Here is a 17,227-nt window from a genome sequence, read left to right as displayed (position 1 = left end):
GCAAATACCAAGCAACATAATTAGATACTAAAAGTGAATATACATTCAAATTATCGCATTGTATATTCTTTATTACATATTCGTTGCTAAATGGTAGATATAAAAAAACCAGCCCGAAGGCTGGTTCTACTATTGGTGATTAATCGCGAAGATTATTCCCACTCGATAGTTGCTGGTGGCTTACCAGAGATGTCGTAAACAACTCGTGAAATGCCTTCAACTTCGTTGATAATGCGGTTAGAAACCTTACCTAGGAAATCGTACGGTAGGTGTGCCCAATGCGCAGTCATGAAATCGATAGTTTCGACAGCGCGCAGAGAAACAACCCAGTCGTACTTACGACCATCGCCCATTACACCTACAGAGCGTACTGGTAGGAATACCGTGAACGCTTGAGATACTTTGTTGTAAAGATCGGCTGCGTGTAGTTCTTCAATGAAAATTGCGTCTGCACGACGTAGTAGATCACAGTACTCTTTCTTGATTTCGCCAAGAACGCGAACACCTAGACCTGGACCTGGGAATGGGTGGCGGTAAAGCATGTTGTAAGGTAGACCTAGCTCTAGACCAATCTTACGTACTTCATCTTTAAACAGCTCACGTAGTGGCTCAACAAGGCCCATCTCCATATCGTCTGGCAGACCGCCAACGTTATGGTGAGATTTGATTACGTGCGCTTTACCTGTCTTAGAGGCTGCAGATTCGATAACGTCTGGGTAGATAGTACCTTGAGCTAGCCATTTTGCGTTTTTCAGCTTCTTCGACTCTTCATCAAATACGTCTACGAATACGTGACCGATAGTCTTACGCTTCTCTTCTGGATCAGATTTGCCTTCAAGTGCGTTTAGGAAACGTTCTTCAGCCTCGACTTTAATGATGTTTAGGCCGAACTTGTCGCCAAACATATCCATTACTTGCTGACCTTCGTTGAGACGAAGAAGACCGTTATCAACGAATACACACGTTAGCTTGTCGCCGATTGCACGGTGAACCAACATAGCAACAACAGATGAATCAACACCACCAGATAGGCCTAGGATAACTTCGTCGTCACCGACTTGCTCTTTAATACGAGCAACCGCATCTTCGATGATTGACTCTGAAGTCCATAGACGCTCACAACCACATACGCCAAGAACAAAGTTCTCTAGCATTTGTAGGCCACCTTTAGTGTGTGTTACTTCTGGGTGGAACTGAACGCCGTAGTATTTCTTCTCTTCGTTCGCCATCGCAGCGTAAGGACAAGTGTCTGTCTCGCCAACTTTCACGAAGTCTGCTGGGATTTCTACTACTTTGTCGCCGTGGCTCATCCATACGTCTTGAGTTGCTTCAAGATCTTTAAACAGTGCAGATTCACCAGAAACTTTTACTTGTGCGTAGCCAAATTCACGTTCAGTAGAACCTGCTACTTTACCACCTAGCTGCTCTGCCATAGTTTGCATGCCGTAACATACACCTAGTACAGGAACACCTGAGTCAAATACATATTGAGGCGCACGTGGAGAGTTTTCTTCCGTTACGCTTTCTGGGCCACCAGATAGGATGATGCCATCTGGATTAAATTCACGAATATCCGCTTCTTCAACATCCCAGCTCCAAAGTTCACAGTAAACGCCGATTTCACGTACGCGGCGTGCTACTAGTTGAGTGTACTGAGAACCGAAGTCCAAGATCAGAATACGTTGGTCATGAATATTTTTAGTCATTTTGAGCAGTCTTATAAGCTAAGTGATTAAAACGGAGGCGAGTGTACTCGCCTCTTCTTAATGCTTCAAGGAAAAAAGCAAACGTTTACGTTGGGTAAATAACTCTCTATGAGATTAACCTAGACGGTAGTTTGGTGCTTCCTTGGTAATTTGAACGTCATGGACATGAGACTCTTTCATTCCTGCACCTGAGATACGTACGAATTCAGCTTTAGTACGCATATCTTCAACAGTTGCAGAACCTGTTAGACCCATGCTTGAACGTAGACCACCCATTTGTTGGTGAACGATCTCTTTTAGGCGACCTTTGTATGCGATACGACCTTCGATGCCTTCTGGTACTAGCTTGTCTGCAGCGTTGTCAGACTGGAAGTAACGGTCCGAAGAACCTTGAGACATAGCGCCAAGAGAACCCATACCGCGGTAAGCTTTGTATGAACGGCCGTTGTATAGGATAACTTCGCCTGGTGCTTCTTCAGTACCCGCGAACATAGAACCAACCATGACACATGATGCGCCTGCTACGATAGCTTTACAGATATCACCTGAGAAACGGATACCGCCATCTGCGATAACTGGAATACCATGCTGGTTTGCTACTTCTGCAGCATCAGCAATGGCAGTTACTTGAGGAACACCTACACCTGTTACGATACGAGTTGTACAGATAGAACCAGGGCCGATACCTACTTTAACCGCGCTTACGCCAGCGTCGATCAATGCTTTAGCACCAGCACCTGTCGCTACGTTACCGCCGATGATATCTAGATCTGGGTATGCTGCGCGAGTTTCGCGGATACGGTTTAGAACACCTTCAGAGTGACCGTGTGAAGAGTCGATAAGTAGAACGTCAACGCCCGCTTCAACAAGAGCAGCAACACGCTCTTCGTTACCTGCGCCAGCGCCAACTGCAGCACCTACGCGTAGACGACCTTGTGCATCTTTACATGCGTTAGGCTTACGTTCTGCTTTGTGGAAATCTTTTGCGGTAATCATACCGGTTAGTTGGAACTCATCGTTCACTACCAGTACTTTCTCTACGCGCGCTTTGTGCATTTTCTCTTGAACTTCTTCACGAGTTGCACCTTCTTTCACTGCTGCAAGACGATCTTTAGGCGTCATCACAACATCTACTTTCTTAGAAAGGTCTGTTACAAAGCGAACGTCACGGCCAGTGATAATACCAACAAGTTCGTTAGTATCCGTTACCACTGGGAAACCTGCAAAACCATGCTTTTCTGTTAGGGCAACAACATCAGCAATAGTTGCATCAGGGCTTACTGTAACAGGGTGAGAAACCACACCTGCTTCGTAAATCTTAACCTGGTGAACCATCTGAGCTTGCTGCTCAATAGACATGTTCTTGTGAATAAAGCCAATGCCACCCTCTTGCGCTAGCGCAATCGCTAGACGAGCTTCAGTTACGGTGTCCATAGACGCCGAAATCATTGGGATGTTTAGGGTGATGTTCTTGGTCAGCTGAGTGCGAAGATCAGCTGTGTTTGGGAGAACGGTGGAGTGTGCTGGCACAAGTAGTACGTCATCGAATGTCAGCGCTTCTTTGGCAATTCTTAGCATTTGCAATATCTCACAATTAGAGGAGTAAAAAGAACAATCCGGTCTCATCGTTTCGCATAATGAGGGCAGTAAGTTTTGCTAACTTAACTACATTTGGATTAGATATTGCGGACGGATTATACGGCCTACGTAATCGCTTGACCACAAATTTTTTAATTTTTTTCTTGCATTAACCCCCTTGATATGTATTATATTGCCGCTAATTTCCATATTCACGTCCGCGAGATTAGCCTTGTCATCTCTGACCAATCAAAACATCTTCACCGTTTCTCGTCTTAATGCAGAAGTGCGCCTATTACTTGAAAATGAAATGGGGATTGTTTGGTTAGTTGGCGAGATTTCAAACTTCTCTGCTCCTGTCTCTGGTCATTGGTACCTCACTCTTAAAGACTCTCGTGCTCAAGTAAAATGTGCCATGTTCCGTGGTAACAATCGCCGCGTTACGTTTAAGCCACAAAACGGCAATCAAGTCTTGGTTAAGGCTCGTTTATCACTGTATGAACCGCGTGGTGACTACCAGTTAATCATCGAAAGCATGCAGCCAGAAGGTGACGGTCGACTTCAGCAGCAGTTTGAAGAGCTGAAAATGAAATTGGCGGGTGAAGGTCTATTTGCTCAAACCAGTAAAAAACCATTACCTGAACATCCAAAGCGTGTTGGTGTGATCACCTCTAAGACCGGTGCTGCGCTTTACGACATTTTAGATGTATTGAAACGCCGCGATCCTTCGTTACCTGTAGTAGTTTATCCGACTATGGTTCAGGGTGAAGAAGCTGCAATCCAGATTGCTCAAGCGATTGGCTGCGCTAACAGCCGTAATGAGTGTGATGTATTGATCGTCGGCCGTGGTGGTGGCTCACTGGAAGATTTATGGTGCTTTAATCACGAGATATTGGCCCGCACAATTGCTGCTAGTCAGATCCCGATTATCAGTGCTGTCGGTCATGAAGTGGATGTGACTATCGCTGACTTTGTCGCTGATATGCGCGCACCAACGCCATCTGCAGCAGCAGAACTGGTTAGTCGTGATAACAGCCATAAAGATCAGGCACTACTGAGCCGTCAAAATAAGCTCGTCAGCGCAATGCGTTATTACCTAAGCGAACAAAAGCGCCACAACGCCCTACTCCTCCACCGCTTAGAGCGTCAACACCCAAGTTACCAGCTGCAACGTCAAAGCCAGCAGCTCGATGAACTTGAGGTTCGCCTGCATCGCTCAATGGAACGCTACCTATCTCAGCGCAACCAAAAGGTTGAACGCCAACAGCATCGTTTAGAGCTTAACTCACCGGTTAAACGCCTGTCAGAGCAAAAGTCTAGCCTGCAGCGATTGGAACAAAAACTGCTTGATGCTATGGATAGACGCCTACTAAATACGCGTCATCAACTGGCATTAGCGGCAGAAAAGTTGGATACCGTCAGTCCACTGGCAACCTTAAAGCGCGGCTACAGCATTTCGCAAACTGAACAAGGCAAAGTACTGACTAAGACATCAGATATAAAAACAGGCGACACCTTGGTCACCCGTTTATCTGATGGAGAAATTCGCTCAACCGTTAACTAGGCTGAAATTCAAAGCGCACTTTTGACTTTGATTTAAGCTCATTGCAGGCATTGCAAAAGTAGTTTGCTGCTCCACATGCTTGCAACTTTTCTAACTCCGCATCGCACTCAGGGCAAAAACCAACCTTTTTAAAGTTTTCATCGCAAGCTTGGCAATAATATTTACCAGTCCAGCTCAATTCATCCTGACAAATTGGGCAACTATTCTCATTCATAACGGCTTCTTTACTGTGTCTGTATCACGCCCACTTTAACTTTCTTGGGCAAAGTTACTATGATCTTTATCAAGCGCGCCAAGATGCTTTACCTTGTACATTGCGTGATCGGCTCGCTTTATCAATCGCTGTAATGAGGTCATTCGTGTTATTTCACACACAGCCATGCCAACACTCACACGAATCGTCACCCCATCGACTGGTGAGATGTTTTGTAATCGTTGATTGAACTCTGCCGCCAAGAGGGAAAAGGTTTCTGGATCGTCAGACCAAGAAAATGCGACAAATTCATCACCACCATAGCGGCCGCCCAAACTACTGATCTCAAATGTCTGATTAAATACCTCACCGACAGCGGCAAGTACTTTGTCTCCGACCTCATGACCATTGCGATCGTTGATCTGTTTGAACTTATCAATATCAGCAAAGAAACACGCGATGTACTTTAGTTCGGTGTTTAAACAATCATTGGCTTGCTGGAGTAAAGCCCTACGGTTCAAGCACCCCGTTAGGCTATCGTAGCGAGCATGATAGTAAAGTTGATCCTCTAGCTGATACTTCTCCCATGCTACAGCATAGAGTGATGCTAGCATTTCCAATACTTCAAGTTCATGAGGTTCAGGTAAAGACGGCGCAGCACTATATATGGCGAATGTCCCCATGACAGCTTCTTTACTCGACATAATCGGCACAGACCAACAGGCATGTAAATCTGCCTCTTCTGTCAGTGAAGTGAATGGTGCCCAATTGGGGTGGGTGTTGATATTGTCGACGACAACATTTTGCTTTAGGTAGGCCGCAGCACCACAAGATCCTATTTTCGGACCAATAGTGACGCCTTCAATTGCCTCATTATAAAATTCTGGCAAGCTTGGGGCTGACTCTAAGTAAAGTCTACAACTGTCGGCATCAAGCCTCAGTATTGACGCTTTTCTTTCACCAAACCAGCACTCAGAAAGCTCAACCACGCGTCGATTGAGCTCTGTTCTTCCCATTCCTAATGCAAGCTTAGTGAGTAACTTGTTGACTTCTCTGTGAGCAGTAAGAAGCTTAAGGTAACTCATATGACTGATCTTTAATATATTTCGTTTTTATGGGAAAACAGTAGCATAAAAGCTCTATTTATAACCCGATCCCAACCTCATTTATAACTAATTAGAATAAAACTCTGGAAACGATCTAAGCTATAGTAAAGATCAAACTCTGATCATCGGCTAAATCCAAAGTGATCAGCGATCTGCCCCAAAAAGAACATTTATATAACCACATACCGAAAGCATAAGTTACATGTTCTGTATTTGGATTTTTAAAAGCATAAAAAACCAAATACATTTTAAAATACACCATTATCAGAATATTATAAAAACGATCGAATTCACAATGACGGTTTTACATCGGTGTGCATTTCAATATTACTCGCATCCACTTGAACCAGTTTCACCTCAATCACAGCATAATCGTTTAAAGAGCTCGCATGACTGCCACCGCAAGGAATAACAGCGATTGCGCCCTCTTTTAAGTCACACGACCAGTATCGAGAGTCCGTCAATGCATCGCCATGACACTCAACCAAGATGTCAGAATTTAACTTTAGCCATTCGATCAATTGTGCGTTCACTAGGGTCTCTATTTGACCTAAGTTCTCTAGCAGGTCGCCACTGTTTAAACCGCGCTTACGTAGAGTCTTACCCAGTCGATAAGTATCTAGACATTTATCCTCTGTGACAAAGCTTGTTACCTGCGCATAGCTATTAAAGTCGTAGTTACCGTGCGGATCTTTTCTGTCTGCATCTTTACGCCAATAACCATGCTCAGTAAGTACCTTGTTTAGCGCGAGGTATGAAAGGTGTCCTGCACTGTGTCCACGGCTCAATGATTGCTGGTAAGGCTTATCAACCGATAAAGAGACTGCCTGACCAAACTCTAGTTCGGCAGAGTCCTTAGCTAAACAATGAACGACAACAAAGCTCCAGCCCGGCTCATCACGCTTTACAGGGATTGTCTGACCGACATAAAGTTCACCGCTTGCAAGCTCGACGGCGCCCACTTGGCAATCAAGTACATTGTGGCTATCTAATGTGCCCCTATCCGCAGGATGATCTGGCCAAATATGACTAATGGGATGAAAAGGCGTGGTGTCTGTCACCACATATAGATAATCGCTACCTTGCTGGGTTAGCTGAACAACAGCATCAAGCTGCCAAGTGTTGTGACAAAATTGGGTGATAGTCGGTTTAATTTGCATTTCTAGTCCTATAAAAAAAGCGCCTTAGTAAACTAGGCGCTTTTTATCAATTAACTCTTTCCTGTGTACTCCGACTCAGGCAATTAGTTCTTACGATTTTTCATCATGCTCATTAGGCGCTTACGTTTGCGCTCTTGAGACATGGTCATCTTATTCGTTTTACCCTCAAACGGGTTATCGCTGCTCTGGAACTGAATACGAATCGGTGTGCCCATGATCTCTAGAGACTTGCGGTAGTAGTTCATCAGGTAACGTTTGTATGAATCTGGCAGTTCATTAACTTGGTTACCGTGAATAACCACGATTGGTGGGTTATAACCACCCGCATGCGCGTACTTAAGCTTAACGCGGCGACCACGAACCAATGGCGGCTGGTGATCGTCAGTTGCCATTTTCATAATACGAGTCAGTACTGATGTACCTACACGAGTTGTCGCTGACTTGTAAGCTTCTTGCACAGATTCAAACAGGTGACCAACACCTGTACCGTGCAGCGCAGAAATAAAGTGGATACGCGCGAAGTCAACGAAACCTAGACGGCGGTCTAGCTCTTTCTTCACGTGCTCTTTCACGTCTGTATCAAGACCATCCCACTTGTTCACTGCAAGAACAATTGAACGACCAGCGTTTAGGGCAAAACCTAGTAGGCTAAGATCTTGGTCTGAAATGTTTTCACGTGCGTCAATCACTAGTAGCACAACGTTCGCGTCTTCAACCGCTTTTAGCGTTTTAACCACTGAGAATTTCTCAACAGTTTCATTGATACGCTTACGACGACGAACACCCGCCGTATCGATCAGTACGTATTCACGACCATCACGTTCCATTGGAATGTAGATAGAGTCACGTGTTGTACCCGGCATATCGTAGACAACCACGCGCTCTTCACCAAGAATACGGTTAGTTAGCGTCGATTTACCTACGTTTGGTCGACCGATGATAGCCAGTTTGATTGGCTGATCTTGTAGGCGCTTAAACTCTTCCTCAGCTTCTTCTTCGGTGTAGTCTAGCTTCTCTTCATCAAGATCTTCAAACTCAGTGAGGTCTTCGATTTCGCCTTTCGCTTCTTCTGCCATTTTTTCTGCAAATGGGTTAAGTGCGCGGTCAATCAAAGCGCCAACACCACGGCCGTGAGCCGCAGCAATTTGGTACATGTTTTCAACACCAAGTTGCCAGAAGTCAGCCGATGCTGCGTCAGCATCAATACCATCAACCTTGTTTACAACCAGCATTGAAGGTTTTTCAATCTTACGAAGGTGGTTAGAAATAGCGATGTCAGATGGTGTTAAGCCAGCACGGCCATCAACCATAAATAGCACAACATCTGCTTCATCAATCGCCGCTAGCGATTGCTCAGCCATTTTGGTTTCTACACCTTCTTCTGTGCCATCAATACCGCCGGTATCGATAACAATGAATTCATGTTCACCAAGCTTCGCTTGGCCATATTTACGGTCACGAGTTAAGCCAGGGAAATCCGCAACCAACGCGTCGCGTGTACGAGTCAATCGGTTAAATAACGTTGACTTACCAACGTTAGGACGCCCTACCAGAGCAACAACAGGTACCATAATAACCTCTACAATATTCTTTTCTTTATGTAGTTATAGGTAACAACTCAGCAGAGTCCACTTTATGAGCGCTTTACCTATAACCACATGTAACTTTGGGGTTCTAAAACAAACAAACGGCTCCCAACTGTTACCAGCGAGGAGCCGAATGTGAATTGTATCACGAAACTATTCGCTGATCGTTAGTTTCTTTACATCGCCATTGCGAGTCATTAAGACGTAACCACCAGGGATTGTGATTGGTGCAACCGCAAAGCCACTGCTGTCTACTTCTTGCTGAGCAACGAATTCACCGCTGCTGCGATCAATCCAATGCAGATAACCTTCACTGTCACCCACAACCACGTACTGATTGATGATCGTCGGCGCTGTCAGTAAACGGTTCTCTAGTTGATCGTTATTCCATAGCTCTGTACCACTACGCGCATCAAATGCCACTAAGTGATCTTGCTCAGTTACGATATACAGGCGGCTACCATCACTAGCGATATCCGTCGCCGATGAGAACGCACGCTTCCAGACTGGTTTGCCAGAACGTAAGTCGATAGCCGTTAACTGACCGTTGTAGCCGATGATGTACAGGTTGCTGCCTAAAATCAGCGGCGAAGCATCTACATCAACAAGGCGGTCAATTTCAGTCGCGCCTTGAGGCATGCCGATTGGCTGTTGCCAAATAAGCTGACCACGTTCAACAATCGCTGCTGCTAAACGACCATTTGCCGTTCCCCAGAAGACACCACCAGAAGCCGTTACTGGAGTACTGTTACCACGCAGTGTCAGGTTCGGCACTTCAGTGCTAATCGTCCACTTGCTTTCACCCGTAACCTGATCAAGCGCAATCAGCATTCCGCTGTTGGTATGAACAATAACAAAGTTGTTATCCGTTGCTGGAGAAGTCAGTACCTCACCATCAACTTCAGCCATCCAGTTTTGCTCACCAGTCTCTTCGTTGAACGCTAACACTCGACCATTTTCACTACCAATGAAGATCTGACCGTAAGCGGCCACAATCCCACCTGATAGACGTGCAGAAACATCAGATTCAACGTCTGTTTCCCACAGGGTTTTTCCCGTTTCTGGGTCTAGCGCTTTAACCACACCATCACGGCTAGCAACAAAGACTTTGCCATAAGCGTATTCAGGCGTGAGCTTAGAGTAATATTGACTAACACCATTACCTACCGACGCTTTCCACTCTGTACTTGGTGTGAATTCACTTTGTACAACAGGAACAGGCGCCATGATGACGGTGTCTTCCTCACTGGCACAACCAGCAAGGATACCAGCGAACATCGCCGCAGTGAGCGCTTTCTTCAGCATATTCTTCATGCTATGCCCTTACTTGGCTAGATCGTCCAGTTTCATCTGTAATGCTTGGCTTGCGTCGCCAGATTGCTGCGCTTCTGTGTAAGCGGCATACGCTGCTTGCTCATCACCTTTACGCAGTAAGATGTCACCTTTAAGCTCTGCTACTCGGCCAGCCCAGCTTGCATCAGTGATGTTTGCTAGCTCAGCAACAGCAGCATCAAACTCGCCCTGCTCTGCTTTAACGCGAGCTAGACGGTAATTAACAACTGATGATACTGCCGCATCTTTGGTTGCAGATTTTGCCCACTCAAGTTGCGCGATCGCTTCATCAAAGTTACCCGCTTCAACTTGCACTTTCGCTAGTTGTAGAGCAGCTAGTGTTGCATATTCCGTTTCTTTATTGCCGTCGATAAAGGCTTGAATATCACCTTCAGCAGATGCGCCTTTTTCAGCAAGAGCTTGCACTGCTTTTGTGTAGCTTTCTGACGCAGCTTCTTGTGCCGCAGTCACAGAATCTTGGTAATAGCGCCATCCGAACAGGCCGCCAAGACCAACAACAGCACCCAAAATGACTGCTTTGCCGTTCTCTTTCCACCAATCTTTGATCGCTTCTACTTGTTGCTCTTCAGTATCGTAGAGTTCCACTTCCTGTCCTCTTACATCTCAAAAAAGTAGCGATAAACATCGCTACTTCGAAAATAGATAAATTAATTAAACTAGCTCAGATAGCTTAGCGATAACGTCTGCTTGGCTGTAAGTCTCTTGCGTACCGCCAATCAGGTCTTTCAATACTACTGTGTTATCAGCGACTTCGTTCTCACCAAGAACCAGCGCTACCGCTGCACCCACTTTATCAGCACGTTTAAATTGCTTCTTAAAGTTACCGCCACCGAAGTGGTTCATTACGCGTAGACCTGAAACTTGCTCACGTAGAGACTCAGCTAGCTTCATACCAGCCATCATAGTGCCTTCACCAGCCGTAACCATGTAAACATCAACGCTACGACGAACTTCTGTTAGCTCAAGAGTTTCTAGCATTAGCACTAGACGCTCTAGACCCATTGCGAAGCCAACTGCTGGCGTTGCTTTACCGCCTAGCTGTTCAACTAGACCATCGTAACGACCACCACCACACACAGTGCCTTGAGCACCTAGGCTTTCAGTGATCCACTCGAATACAGTGCGGTTGTAGTAATCCAAACCACGAACTAAACGCTCGTTAACTGTGTATTCGATACCTGCAGCGTCAAGAAGTTCACAAAGACCAGCAAAATGTTCTTTCGACTCTTCGCCTAGGTAGTCAGACAGACGAGGTGCATCACCAAGGATTGCTTGAACATCTGGATTCTTAGTATCCAGTACTCGCAGTGGGTTAGTGTGCATACGACGCTTACAGTCGTCATCTAAAATATCGATGTGCTGCTCTAAGAATGCGATCAATGCAGTACGGTAGTTCGCGCGATCCTCTAGAGAACCGATAGAGTTAAGCTCTAGACGAACGTGCTTATCGATGCCTAGCTCACGCCATAGACGTGCAGTCATCATGATAAGCTCTGCATCAACGTCTGGGCCATCTAGACCAAACACTTCCACCCCACATTGGTGGAATTGACGGTAACGACCTTTTTGTGGACGCTCGTGACGGAACATTGGGCCCATGTACCAAAGGCGCTGCTCGTCACGGTTGATAAGGCTGTTTTCAATACAAGAACGTACACAACCTGCTGTACCTTCTGGGCGTAGCGTTAGGCTATCACCGTTGCGGTCTTCAAAGGTGTACATTTCTTTTTCAACCACGTCGGTCACTTCACCGATAGCGCGACTGAATAAATGAGTCATCTCAACGATTGGCATGCGCACTTCATTGTAACCGTATGCGCTAACTACGTTCTTCACTGTGTTTTCAAGTTTCTGCCACAGTGGTGATTGAGTTGGAAGGCAGTCGTTCATGCCTCGAATTGCTTGGATTTTCTTTGCCACAGTCATTTACCGTAAAATAGGTACCGTAATTTACATTACGTTGAGATTAATCTTGTTGTTTGATATCGATGCGATTCGCTTCGTCGAGTACCGACGCCTTAGCACGAATCTTCGCTTCTAGCTTATTGACTAGATCTTCGTTATCAAATCGCTCTTTCTGACGCTTACCGTCTTCGTAGAAAGCACTCTTCTTATTACTACCCGCTAAACCTAAGTGAGACACTTCCGCTTCACCTGGCCCATTGACGACACAGCCGATGATCGATACGTCCATTGGCGTAATCACATCTTCTAGGCGCTGCTCAAGTGCGTTTACCGTGCCAATAACATCGAACTCTTGGCGAGAACAGCTTGGGCAGGCAATAAAGTTAATACCGCGAGAGCGAATACGTAGTGACTTCAAAATATCGAAACCGACTTTGATCTCTTCAACAGGATCGGCTGCCAACGAAATACGTAGCGTATCACCAATGCCTTCCGCCAGAAGCATACCGAGGCCAACTGATGACTTCACCGCCCCTGCGCGAGCACCACCCGCTTCAGTAATACCCAAATGCAGTGGTTGATCAATCTTCTGAGCAAGCAGACGATATGAGTCGACAGCTAAGAAGACATCCGACGCTTTTACACTGACTTTGAACTGGTCAAAGTTCAGGCGGTCAAGAATGTCGACATGACGCATTGCTGACTCAACGAGTGCTTCAGGTGTTGGTTCGCCATATTTCATCTGGATATCTTTTTCCAGAGAACCGCCATTCACACCGATTCGGATCGGAATGTTTTTGTCACGAGCGCAGTCAACGACGGAACGAATGCGATCTTCATTACCGATGTTGCCAGGGTTAATACGCAGACAATCAACACCATACTCTGCGACTTTCAGCGCAATACGGTAGTCAAAATGAATATCCGCTACGAGTGGGATATTCACCTGCTGTTTAATCTGTTTGAACGCTTCTGCCGCGTCCATTGTAGGAACAGACACGCGAACGATATCTGCACCGACATTTTCCAGCGCTTTGATTTGAGCAACAGTCGCCGCAACGTCTGTTGTTCTGGTGTTTGTCATTGACTGCACCGCAATTGGGGCGCCATCACCAATAGGCACATCGCCCACGTAAATACGCGTCGATGGGCGACGTTTGATCGGAGATTCGTATTGCATAGTAATTTCTAAGGTAAGTTGAATCTTGCTACTTTGCCTGAAGTATACCCAGAAAGGTCGACAGGTTCACTCGCTAATGTCATTGAAACGTTTTCAGGCGCACCTAAAATTACGCTATATGGCATATTTCCGGTCAGATCTAAGCTTTGACCCGCTTTTTTCACACCAGTAGAGAGGGTTTTTCCGGTAGCATCTTTGACTTGAATCCAGCAATCATCACTGAATGACATCGTCAGCAGGTTTTTAACCACTTCCGCTTGTTGCTGGTTAGATTCTGGTTGTTGTTGCTCAGCCACTTGTTGTGGTTGAACTTCGTCTGTCGTCGTAGTTTGTTCAGCAGGAGCTTCTACTGGCTCAGCGATGATTTCGGTACTCGAGGTCTTATCGGCTGTTTGCTCTGCTTCTGCTTCGATAATCTGTTCAATATTGCTATCGGTCGCTTTTACCGGAGACTCTGGCGCTTCAAGCGTAGTAAAATCGAGTTCCGGTTCACTTTCTTGTAGCTGCTCAATTTTGAGTTCTTGTTCAGTGTCGCTCGTCAGATCAACTAGACTGGTTTCTTGATTTTGCCACCACCAAACCGATGAGATACCCGCGATTACCGCGAAAATACCCCATGTCAGTGTCATGATACGGCTATCGTGCTTTTCACGGTTGGTCTTACGCGAGAAGCTTTTCATTTTTTGTTCTTCTGGCTGTGTCTCTTCACAACCATCAAGTGCACACAGTACTACAGACTCTTCAATACCAACGGCACGCGCGTATGAACGTAGATAACCGCGAGTAAACGTCGCAACCTGGTCTGAGGCAAAGTTGTTCTCTTCAATATTTTCAATAATAGAGATGCGTAAACGCAGGCGATCCGCAATTTGCTTTTGGCTAAGACCAAGCTCTTCACGTTTATTTTTTAGAATCGTTCCCGCTTCTACTCTTTCTGCATTTTCTTCGTTGTTCATTGGTGCTTGTTGTTCAGCAGTCATGATTTAATCATTCTCTTCAAGTTAGAATCTGTTTCTCACGCCTTAGTTATTCATTTTTGTTGTGCGTCGAACAAACTCAAAAATTAGTGGGAGGACACAGCCTCGCAGGTCAATACTCTCGCTTCACTCAATAGACAGGGAATTACCCTAAAGCGTTAACCCTTAATTCTAATAGATATCTTAGACGAAACAACATAGACAAAGTGCATAATTTACAAGCAGCTCAAGGTTTTTCGATAATTTGACAAAGATATCGCTACAGGATGTAACGAAAAAGCCAGAGCTAGGCTCTGGCTTTAGGAAAATATTGAACGCGTTATTAAACTGCTTTCACTTCAATTGTATCGCCTTTTGCGGCTTTATTGATGGCCGTACGCTTAGTTCGGTCAATCACATCACCAACTAACTGACCACAAGCGGCATCAATATCATCACCACGAGTCTTACGAACCGTCACAGTGTGCTCATATTGCATCAGCGTCTTCTGGAAACGGTCAATACGAGAGTTACTTGGTTTCTTGTAAGGTGAACCTGGGTACGGGTTAAACGGAATCAGGTTGATCTTACACGGCGTATCTTTCATCAGCTCAGCCAGTTCGCGCGCGTGGTCCATATCATCGTTAACATGGTCAAGTAACACGTACTCTACTGTCACTTTACCGCGGTTTGCGTTTGAAGATGCGATGTAGCGACGTACTGACGCAAGGAAATCTTGGATATCCCAACGGTCGTTGATTGGCATGATTTGGCTACGCAACTCGTCGTTTGGCGCGTGTAGAGAGATAGCCAGTGCCACGTCAATTTTGCCTGTCATCTGGTCAAGGCCAGATACAACACCTGAAGTCGATACCGTTACACGGCGCTTCGATAGACCAAAACCTAAATCATCTAACATAAGTTCTAATGCTGGAATCAGGTTTTTCATGTTCAGCAGTGGTTCACCCATGCCCATCATTACCACGTTGGTAATCGGGCGACGGCCTGTCTCTTTTTCTAAGCCGATTTCACGTGCCGCACGCCAAACCTGACCGATAATTTCAGACACTTTAAGGTTACGGTTGAAACCCTGCTGAGCCGTTGAACAGAACTTACACTCAAGTGCACAGCCAACCTGAGAAGAAACACATAGCGTCGCACGGTCATCTTCTGGGATGTATACCGTTTCAACGTCTTGATCGCCAACTTTCATCGCCCATTTAATGGTGCCGTCTGAAGAGTGCTGAGCTTCAGCAACAATTGGCGCTTTAATCTCACAACGATGAAGCAGTTTCTCACGTAGCTTCTTGTTAATGTTGGTCATGTTATCGAAGTTATCGACACCGAAATGGTAGATCCACTTCATTACCTGATCTGCACGGAATGCTTTTTCACCGAGCTCCTCAGCAAAAAACTTACGCATACCTTGACGATCAAAGTCGAGTAGATTGATTTTTTCAGTGGTCATGTGGCCTCTCAAACGACGGAAACATTAATTAAGGGCGCGAATTGTACAGCCTTTACGCAGTGACAACAAGCGTTGTAAAAGCCTGTATTTAGTAAGGCGTTAATATCTTTGTGGTTAAAGTTTGTACAACAACAAACAACCCACCAAATTGGTGGGTTGTTATAAGGAAATTATGCCTGAGCGACGTGCTGTATCTGTTCAACAATCGCTTTCAAGCCATTGCCACGCGAGGGGCTTAAATGGGCAATCAAACCGAGCTGTTCAAAGTAGCCATCAATATCAAACGCTTGAATCTCTGCTGCGGACTTACCGTCGTATACCGCCATCACCAAAGCAATCAAACCACGCACAATACGCGCATCAGAATCAGCGCAGAAATACCATTTGCCATCGACTTGCTGACTGACTAGCCAAACAAGGCTTTCACAGCCTGATACGGTGACTTGTTCAGACTTTAGCTCCTCAGGCATCTGAGGCAACTTTTTACCCCATTGAATAACCTGACGATAGCGGTCTTCCCAGCCTTTAAAGCCTTGCATGGTCGCTGCAATATCTTCAGCGCTGATTTCAGCTCCAAATGGAGAGATAGGATACGGTGACATAAAATTCGCCTCGTCTTAACTATTTAGCGTATTTAAGCAGCAGTTTTTCGACAATGCGCGATACCGCCACAAAGCCAAACGTCGCCGTCACGACCGTCGCAGCACCAAAGCCACTGGCACAATCCATACGCTTTGGTCCTTCCGCAGTTGACTTAACGCCACACACTGAACCATCAGGTTGAGGATACTTAAGTTGCTCAGTCGAAAAGACACAATCAATACCAAACTTACGCGCAGGGTTAGTTGGGAAATTGTGGTGACGTCGTAGTGTATCTTTGATTTTTTTCGCCAGCGGGTCTTGGATGGTTTTAGTCAAATCCGCCACTTTGATTTGAGTCGGGTCAACTTGGCCACCAGCACCGCCTGTAGTAATAACTTTGATCTTGTTACTGCGGCAGTAAGCCAACAGTGACGCTTTGGCTTTAACACTATCAATCGCGTCAAGCACGTAGTCGTATTCTTTAGTGAGATACTCGTGCTGGTTATCAGGCGTAATAAAGTCATCAATCAAGTTAACCTTACACTCAGGGTTGATCAGCTTAACGCGCTCAGCCATCACTTCGATTTTACTTTGGCCAACCGTACCTGACATTGCATGGATTTGACGGTTAATGTTAGTGACACACACGTCATCCATATCAATTAGGGTCAGCTCACCGACCCCAGTACGTGCCAGCGCTTCGACCGCCCACGAACCAACGCCACCAATACCAATCACACAGACGTGTGCCGCGCGCAATATCTCGACTTCGTTGTTACCATAAAGGCGACGAGTACCACCAAAACGCTGGTTATAGTTTTCAGAAGCTGGAGTGTCGAGTTCACGCATATTGATTGTCCGCTCGGTGCAAAAATAAAGAGTGCGATTTA

At 45.7% G+C, this 17,227-nt stretch carries 15 protein-coding genes; 1 reads left to right on the top strand and 14 read right to left on the bottom strand.

Features of this window, described 5'->3' with window-relative positions:
* Positions 1–152: 152 nt before the first annotated feature.
* Both guaA and guaB read right to left on the bottom strand, forming a co-directional pair.
* A complete protein-coding gene (gene guaA / locus ACHUFZ_RS09965; protein ID WP_394127055.1) occupies positions 153–1,706 on the bottom strand; it encodes a glutamine-hydrolyzing GMP synthase in 1,554 nt (517 codons plus the stop codon).
* Positions 1,707–1,820: 114 nt separating this feature from the next.
* Positions 1,821–3,284, bottom strand: coding sequence for an IMP dehydrogenase (gene guaB / locus ACHUFZ_RS09960; RefSeq protein WP_394127054.1), 1,464 nt, complete (start codon positions 3,282–3,284; stop codon positions 1,821–1,823).
* Between the two features lie 232 nt (positions 3,285–3,516).
* Between guaB and xseA the strand changes: the two genes are divergently transcribed.
* The gene (xseA, locus tag ACHUFZ_RS09955) at positions 3,517–4,848 is read left to right on the top strand and encodes an exodeoxyribonuclease VII large subunit (protein WP_394127053.1); all 1,332 of its coding nucleotides are present in this window, start codon (positions 3,517–3,519) and stop codon (positions 4,846–4,848) included.
* On the opposite strand, the gene ACHUFZ_RS09950 is transcribed toward xseA, so the two are convergent.
* From ACHUFZ_RS09950 to tcdA, 12 genes are all read right to left on the bottom strand, one after another.
* Complete coding sequence (locus tag ACHUFZ_RS09950; protein ID WP_394127052.1) at positions 4,841–5,062, bottom strand: zinc ribbon domain-containing protein; 222 nt, start codon at positions 5,060–5,062, stop codon at positions 4,841–4,843. The two genes, xseA and ACHUFZ_RS09950, sit on opposite strands and share 8 nt — an antisense overlap.
* A gap of 35 nt (positions 5,063–5,097) precedes the next feature.
* On the bottom strand, positions 5,098–6,126 hold the full coding sequence (locus ACHUFZ_RS09945) for a sensor domain-containing diguanylate cyclase (protein WP_394127051.1): 1,029 nt from the start codon (positions 6,124–6,126) through the stop codon (positions 5,098–5,100).
* 311 nt (positions 6,127–6,437) lie between these two features.
* Positions 6,438–7,307: an alanyl-tRNA editing protein gene (locus ACHUFZ_RS09940; protein WP_394127050.1), complete on the bottom strand. Its 870-nt coding sequence runs from the start codon at positions 7,305–7,307 to the stop codon at positions 6,438–6,440.
* An 83-nt stretch (positions 7,308–7,390) separates the two neighbouring features.
* The gene (gene der / locus ACHUFZ_RS09935; protein ID WP_004413108.1) at positions 7,391–8,878 is read right to left on the bottom strand and encodes a ribosome biogenesis GTPase Der; all 1,488 of its coding nucleotides are present in this window, start codon (positions 8,876–8,878) and stop codon (positions 7,391–7,393) included.
* 168 nt (positions 8,879–9,046) lie between these two features.
* Positions 9,047–10,207 carry an outer membrane protein assembly factor BamB gene (gene bamB / locus ACHUFZ_RS09930; RefSeq protein ID WP_394127049.1) on the bottom strand — a complete coding sequence of 387 codons (1,161 nt, stop codon included), beginning with the start codon at positions 10,205–10,207 and terminating at the stop codon, positions 9,047–9,049.
* A 9-nt stretch (positions 10,208–10,216) separates the two neighbouring features.
* Complete coding sequence (locus ACHUFZ_RS09925) at positions 10,217–10,831, bottom strand: YfgM family protein (protein WP_394127048.1); 615 nt, start codon at positions 10,829–10,831, stop codon at positions 10,217–10,219.
* Between the two features lie 66 nt (positions 10,832–10,897).
* Positions 10,898–12,166: a histidine--tRNA ligase gene (hisS, locus tag ACHUFZ_RS09920; protein ID WP_053440697.1), complete on the bottom strand. Its 1,269-nt coding sequence runs from the start codon at positions 12,164–12,166 to the stop codon at positions 10,898–10,900.
* A gap of 46 nt (positions 12,167–12,212) precedes the next feature.
* Positions 12,213–13,331, bottom strand: coding sequence for a flavodoxin-dependent (E)-4-hydroxy-3-methylbut-2-enyl-diphosphate synthase (ispG, locus tag ACHUFZ_RS09915; RefSeq protein ID WP_394127047.1), 1,119 nt, complete (start codon positions 13,329–13,331; stop codon positions 12,213–12,215).
* A gap of 8 nt (positions 13,332–13,339) precedes the next feature.
* The gene (rodZ, locus tag ACHUFZ_RS09910) at positions 13,340–14,311 is read right to left on the bottom strand and encodes a cytoskeleton protein RodZ (protein ID WP_394127046.1); all 972 of its coding nucleotides are present in this window, start codon (positions 14,309–14,311) and stop codon (positions 13,340–13,342) included.
* A 319-nt stretch (positions 14,312–14,630) separates the two neighbouring features.
* Positions 14,631–15,755 carry a dual-specificity RNA methyltransferase RlmN gene (rlmN, locus tag ACHUFZ_RS09905; RefSeq protein WP_134835703.1) on the bottom strand — a complete coding sequence of 375 codons (1,125 nt, stop codon included), beginning with the start codon at positions 15,753–15,755 and terminating at the stop codon, positions 14,631–14,633.
* Positions 15,756–15,925: 170 nt separating this feature from the next.
* Positions 15,926–16,357, bottom strand: coding sequence for a cysteine desulfurase sulfur acceptor subunit CsdE (gene csdE / locus ACHUFZ_RS09900; RefSeq protein ID WP_394127045.1), 432 nt, complete (start codon positions 16,355–16,357; stop codon positions 15,926–15,928).
* A 19-nt stretch (positions 16,358–16,376) separates the two neighbouring features.
* Positions 16,377–17,186: a tRNA cyclic N6-threonylcarbamoyladenosine(37) synthase TcdA gene (gene tcdA / locus ACHUFZ_RS09895; RefSeq protein WP_394127044.1), complete on the bottom strand. Its 810-nt coding sequence runs from the start codon at positions 17,184–17,186 to the stop codon at positions 16,377–16,379.
* Positions 17,187–17,227: the final 41 nt, after the last annotated feature.

The sequence above is a fragment of the Vibrio hepatarius genome (assembly GCF_043642085.1).
Taxonomy (GTDB): Bacteria; Pseudomonadota; Gammaproteobacteria; order Enterobacterales; family Vibrionaceae; genus Vibrio; species Vibrio hepatarius_C.
Note: the sequence above shows the minus strand (reverse complement) of the source record. Positions and strands in the feature narration are given on the sequence as shown.

What these genes read in the sequence shown, in the direction of transcription:
- guaA (WP_394127055.1), bottom strand. Translation starts at nt 1,706, where the DNA reads ATGACTAAAAATATTCATGACCAACGTATTCTGATCTTGGACTTCGGT.
- guaB (WP_394127054.1), bottom strand. Translation starts at nt 3,284, where the DNA reads ATGCTAAGAATTGCCAAAGAAGCGCTGACATTCGATGACGTACTACTT.
- ACHUFZ_RS09950 (WP_394127052.1), bottom strand. Translation starts at nt 5,062, where the DNA reads ATGAATGAGAATAGTTGCCCAATTTGTCAGGATGAATTGAGCTGGACT.
- ACHUFZ_RS09945 (WP_394127051.1), bottom strand. Translation starts at nt 6,126, where the DNA reads ATGAGTTACCTTAAGCTTCTTACTGCTCACAGAGAAGTCAACAAGTTA.
- ACHUFZ_RS09940 (WP_394127050.1), bottom strand. Translation starts at nt 7,307, where the DNA reads ATGCAAATTAAACCGACTATCACCCAATTTTGTCACAACACTTGGCAG.
- der (WP_004413108.1), bottom strand. Translation starts at nt 8,878, where the DNA reads ATGGTACCTGTTGTTGCTCTGGTAGGGCGTCCTAACGTTGGTAAGTCA.
- bamB (WP_394127049.1), bottom strand. Translation starts at nt 10,207, where the DNA reads ATGAAGAATATGCTGAAGAAAGCGCTCACTGCGGCGATGTTCGCTGGT.
- ispG (WP_394127047.1), bottom strand. Translation starts at nt 13,331, where the DNA reads ATGCAATACGAATCTCCGATCAAACGTCGCCCATCGACGCGTATTTAC.
- rodZ (WP_394127046.1), bottom strand. Translation starts at nt 14,311, where the DNA reads ATGACTGCTGAACAACAAGCACCAATGAACAACGAAGAAAATGCAGAA.
- rlmN (WP_134835703.1), bottom strand. Translation starts at nt 15,755, where the DNA reads ATGACCACTGAAAAAATCAATCTACTCGACTTTGATCGTCAAGGTATG.
- csdE (WP_394127045.1), bottom strand. Translation starts at nt 16,357, where the DNA reads ATGTCACCGTATCCTATCTCTCCATTTGGAGCTGAAATCAGCGCTGAA.
- tcdA (WP_394127044.1), bottom strand. Translation starts at nt 17,186, where the DNA reads ATGCGTGAACTCGACACTCCAGCTTCTGAAAACTATAACCAGCGTTTT.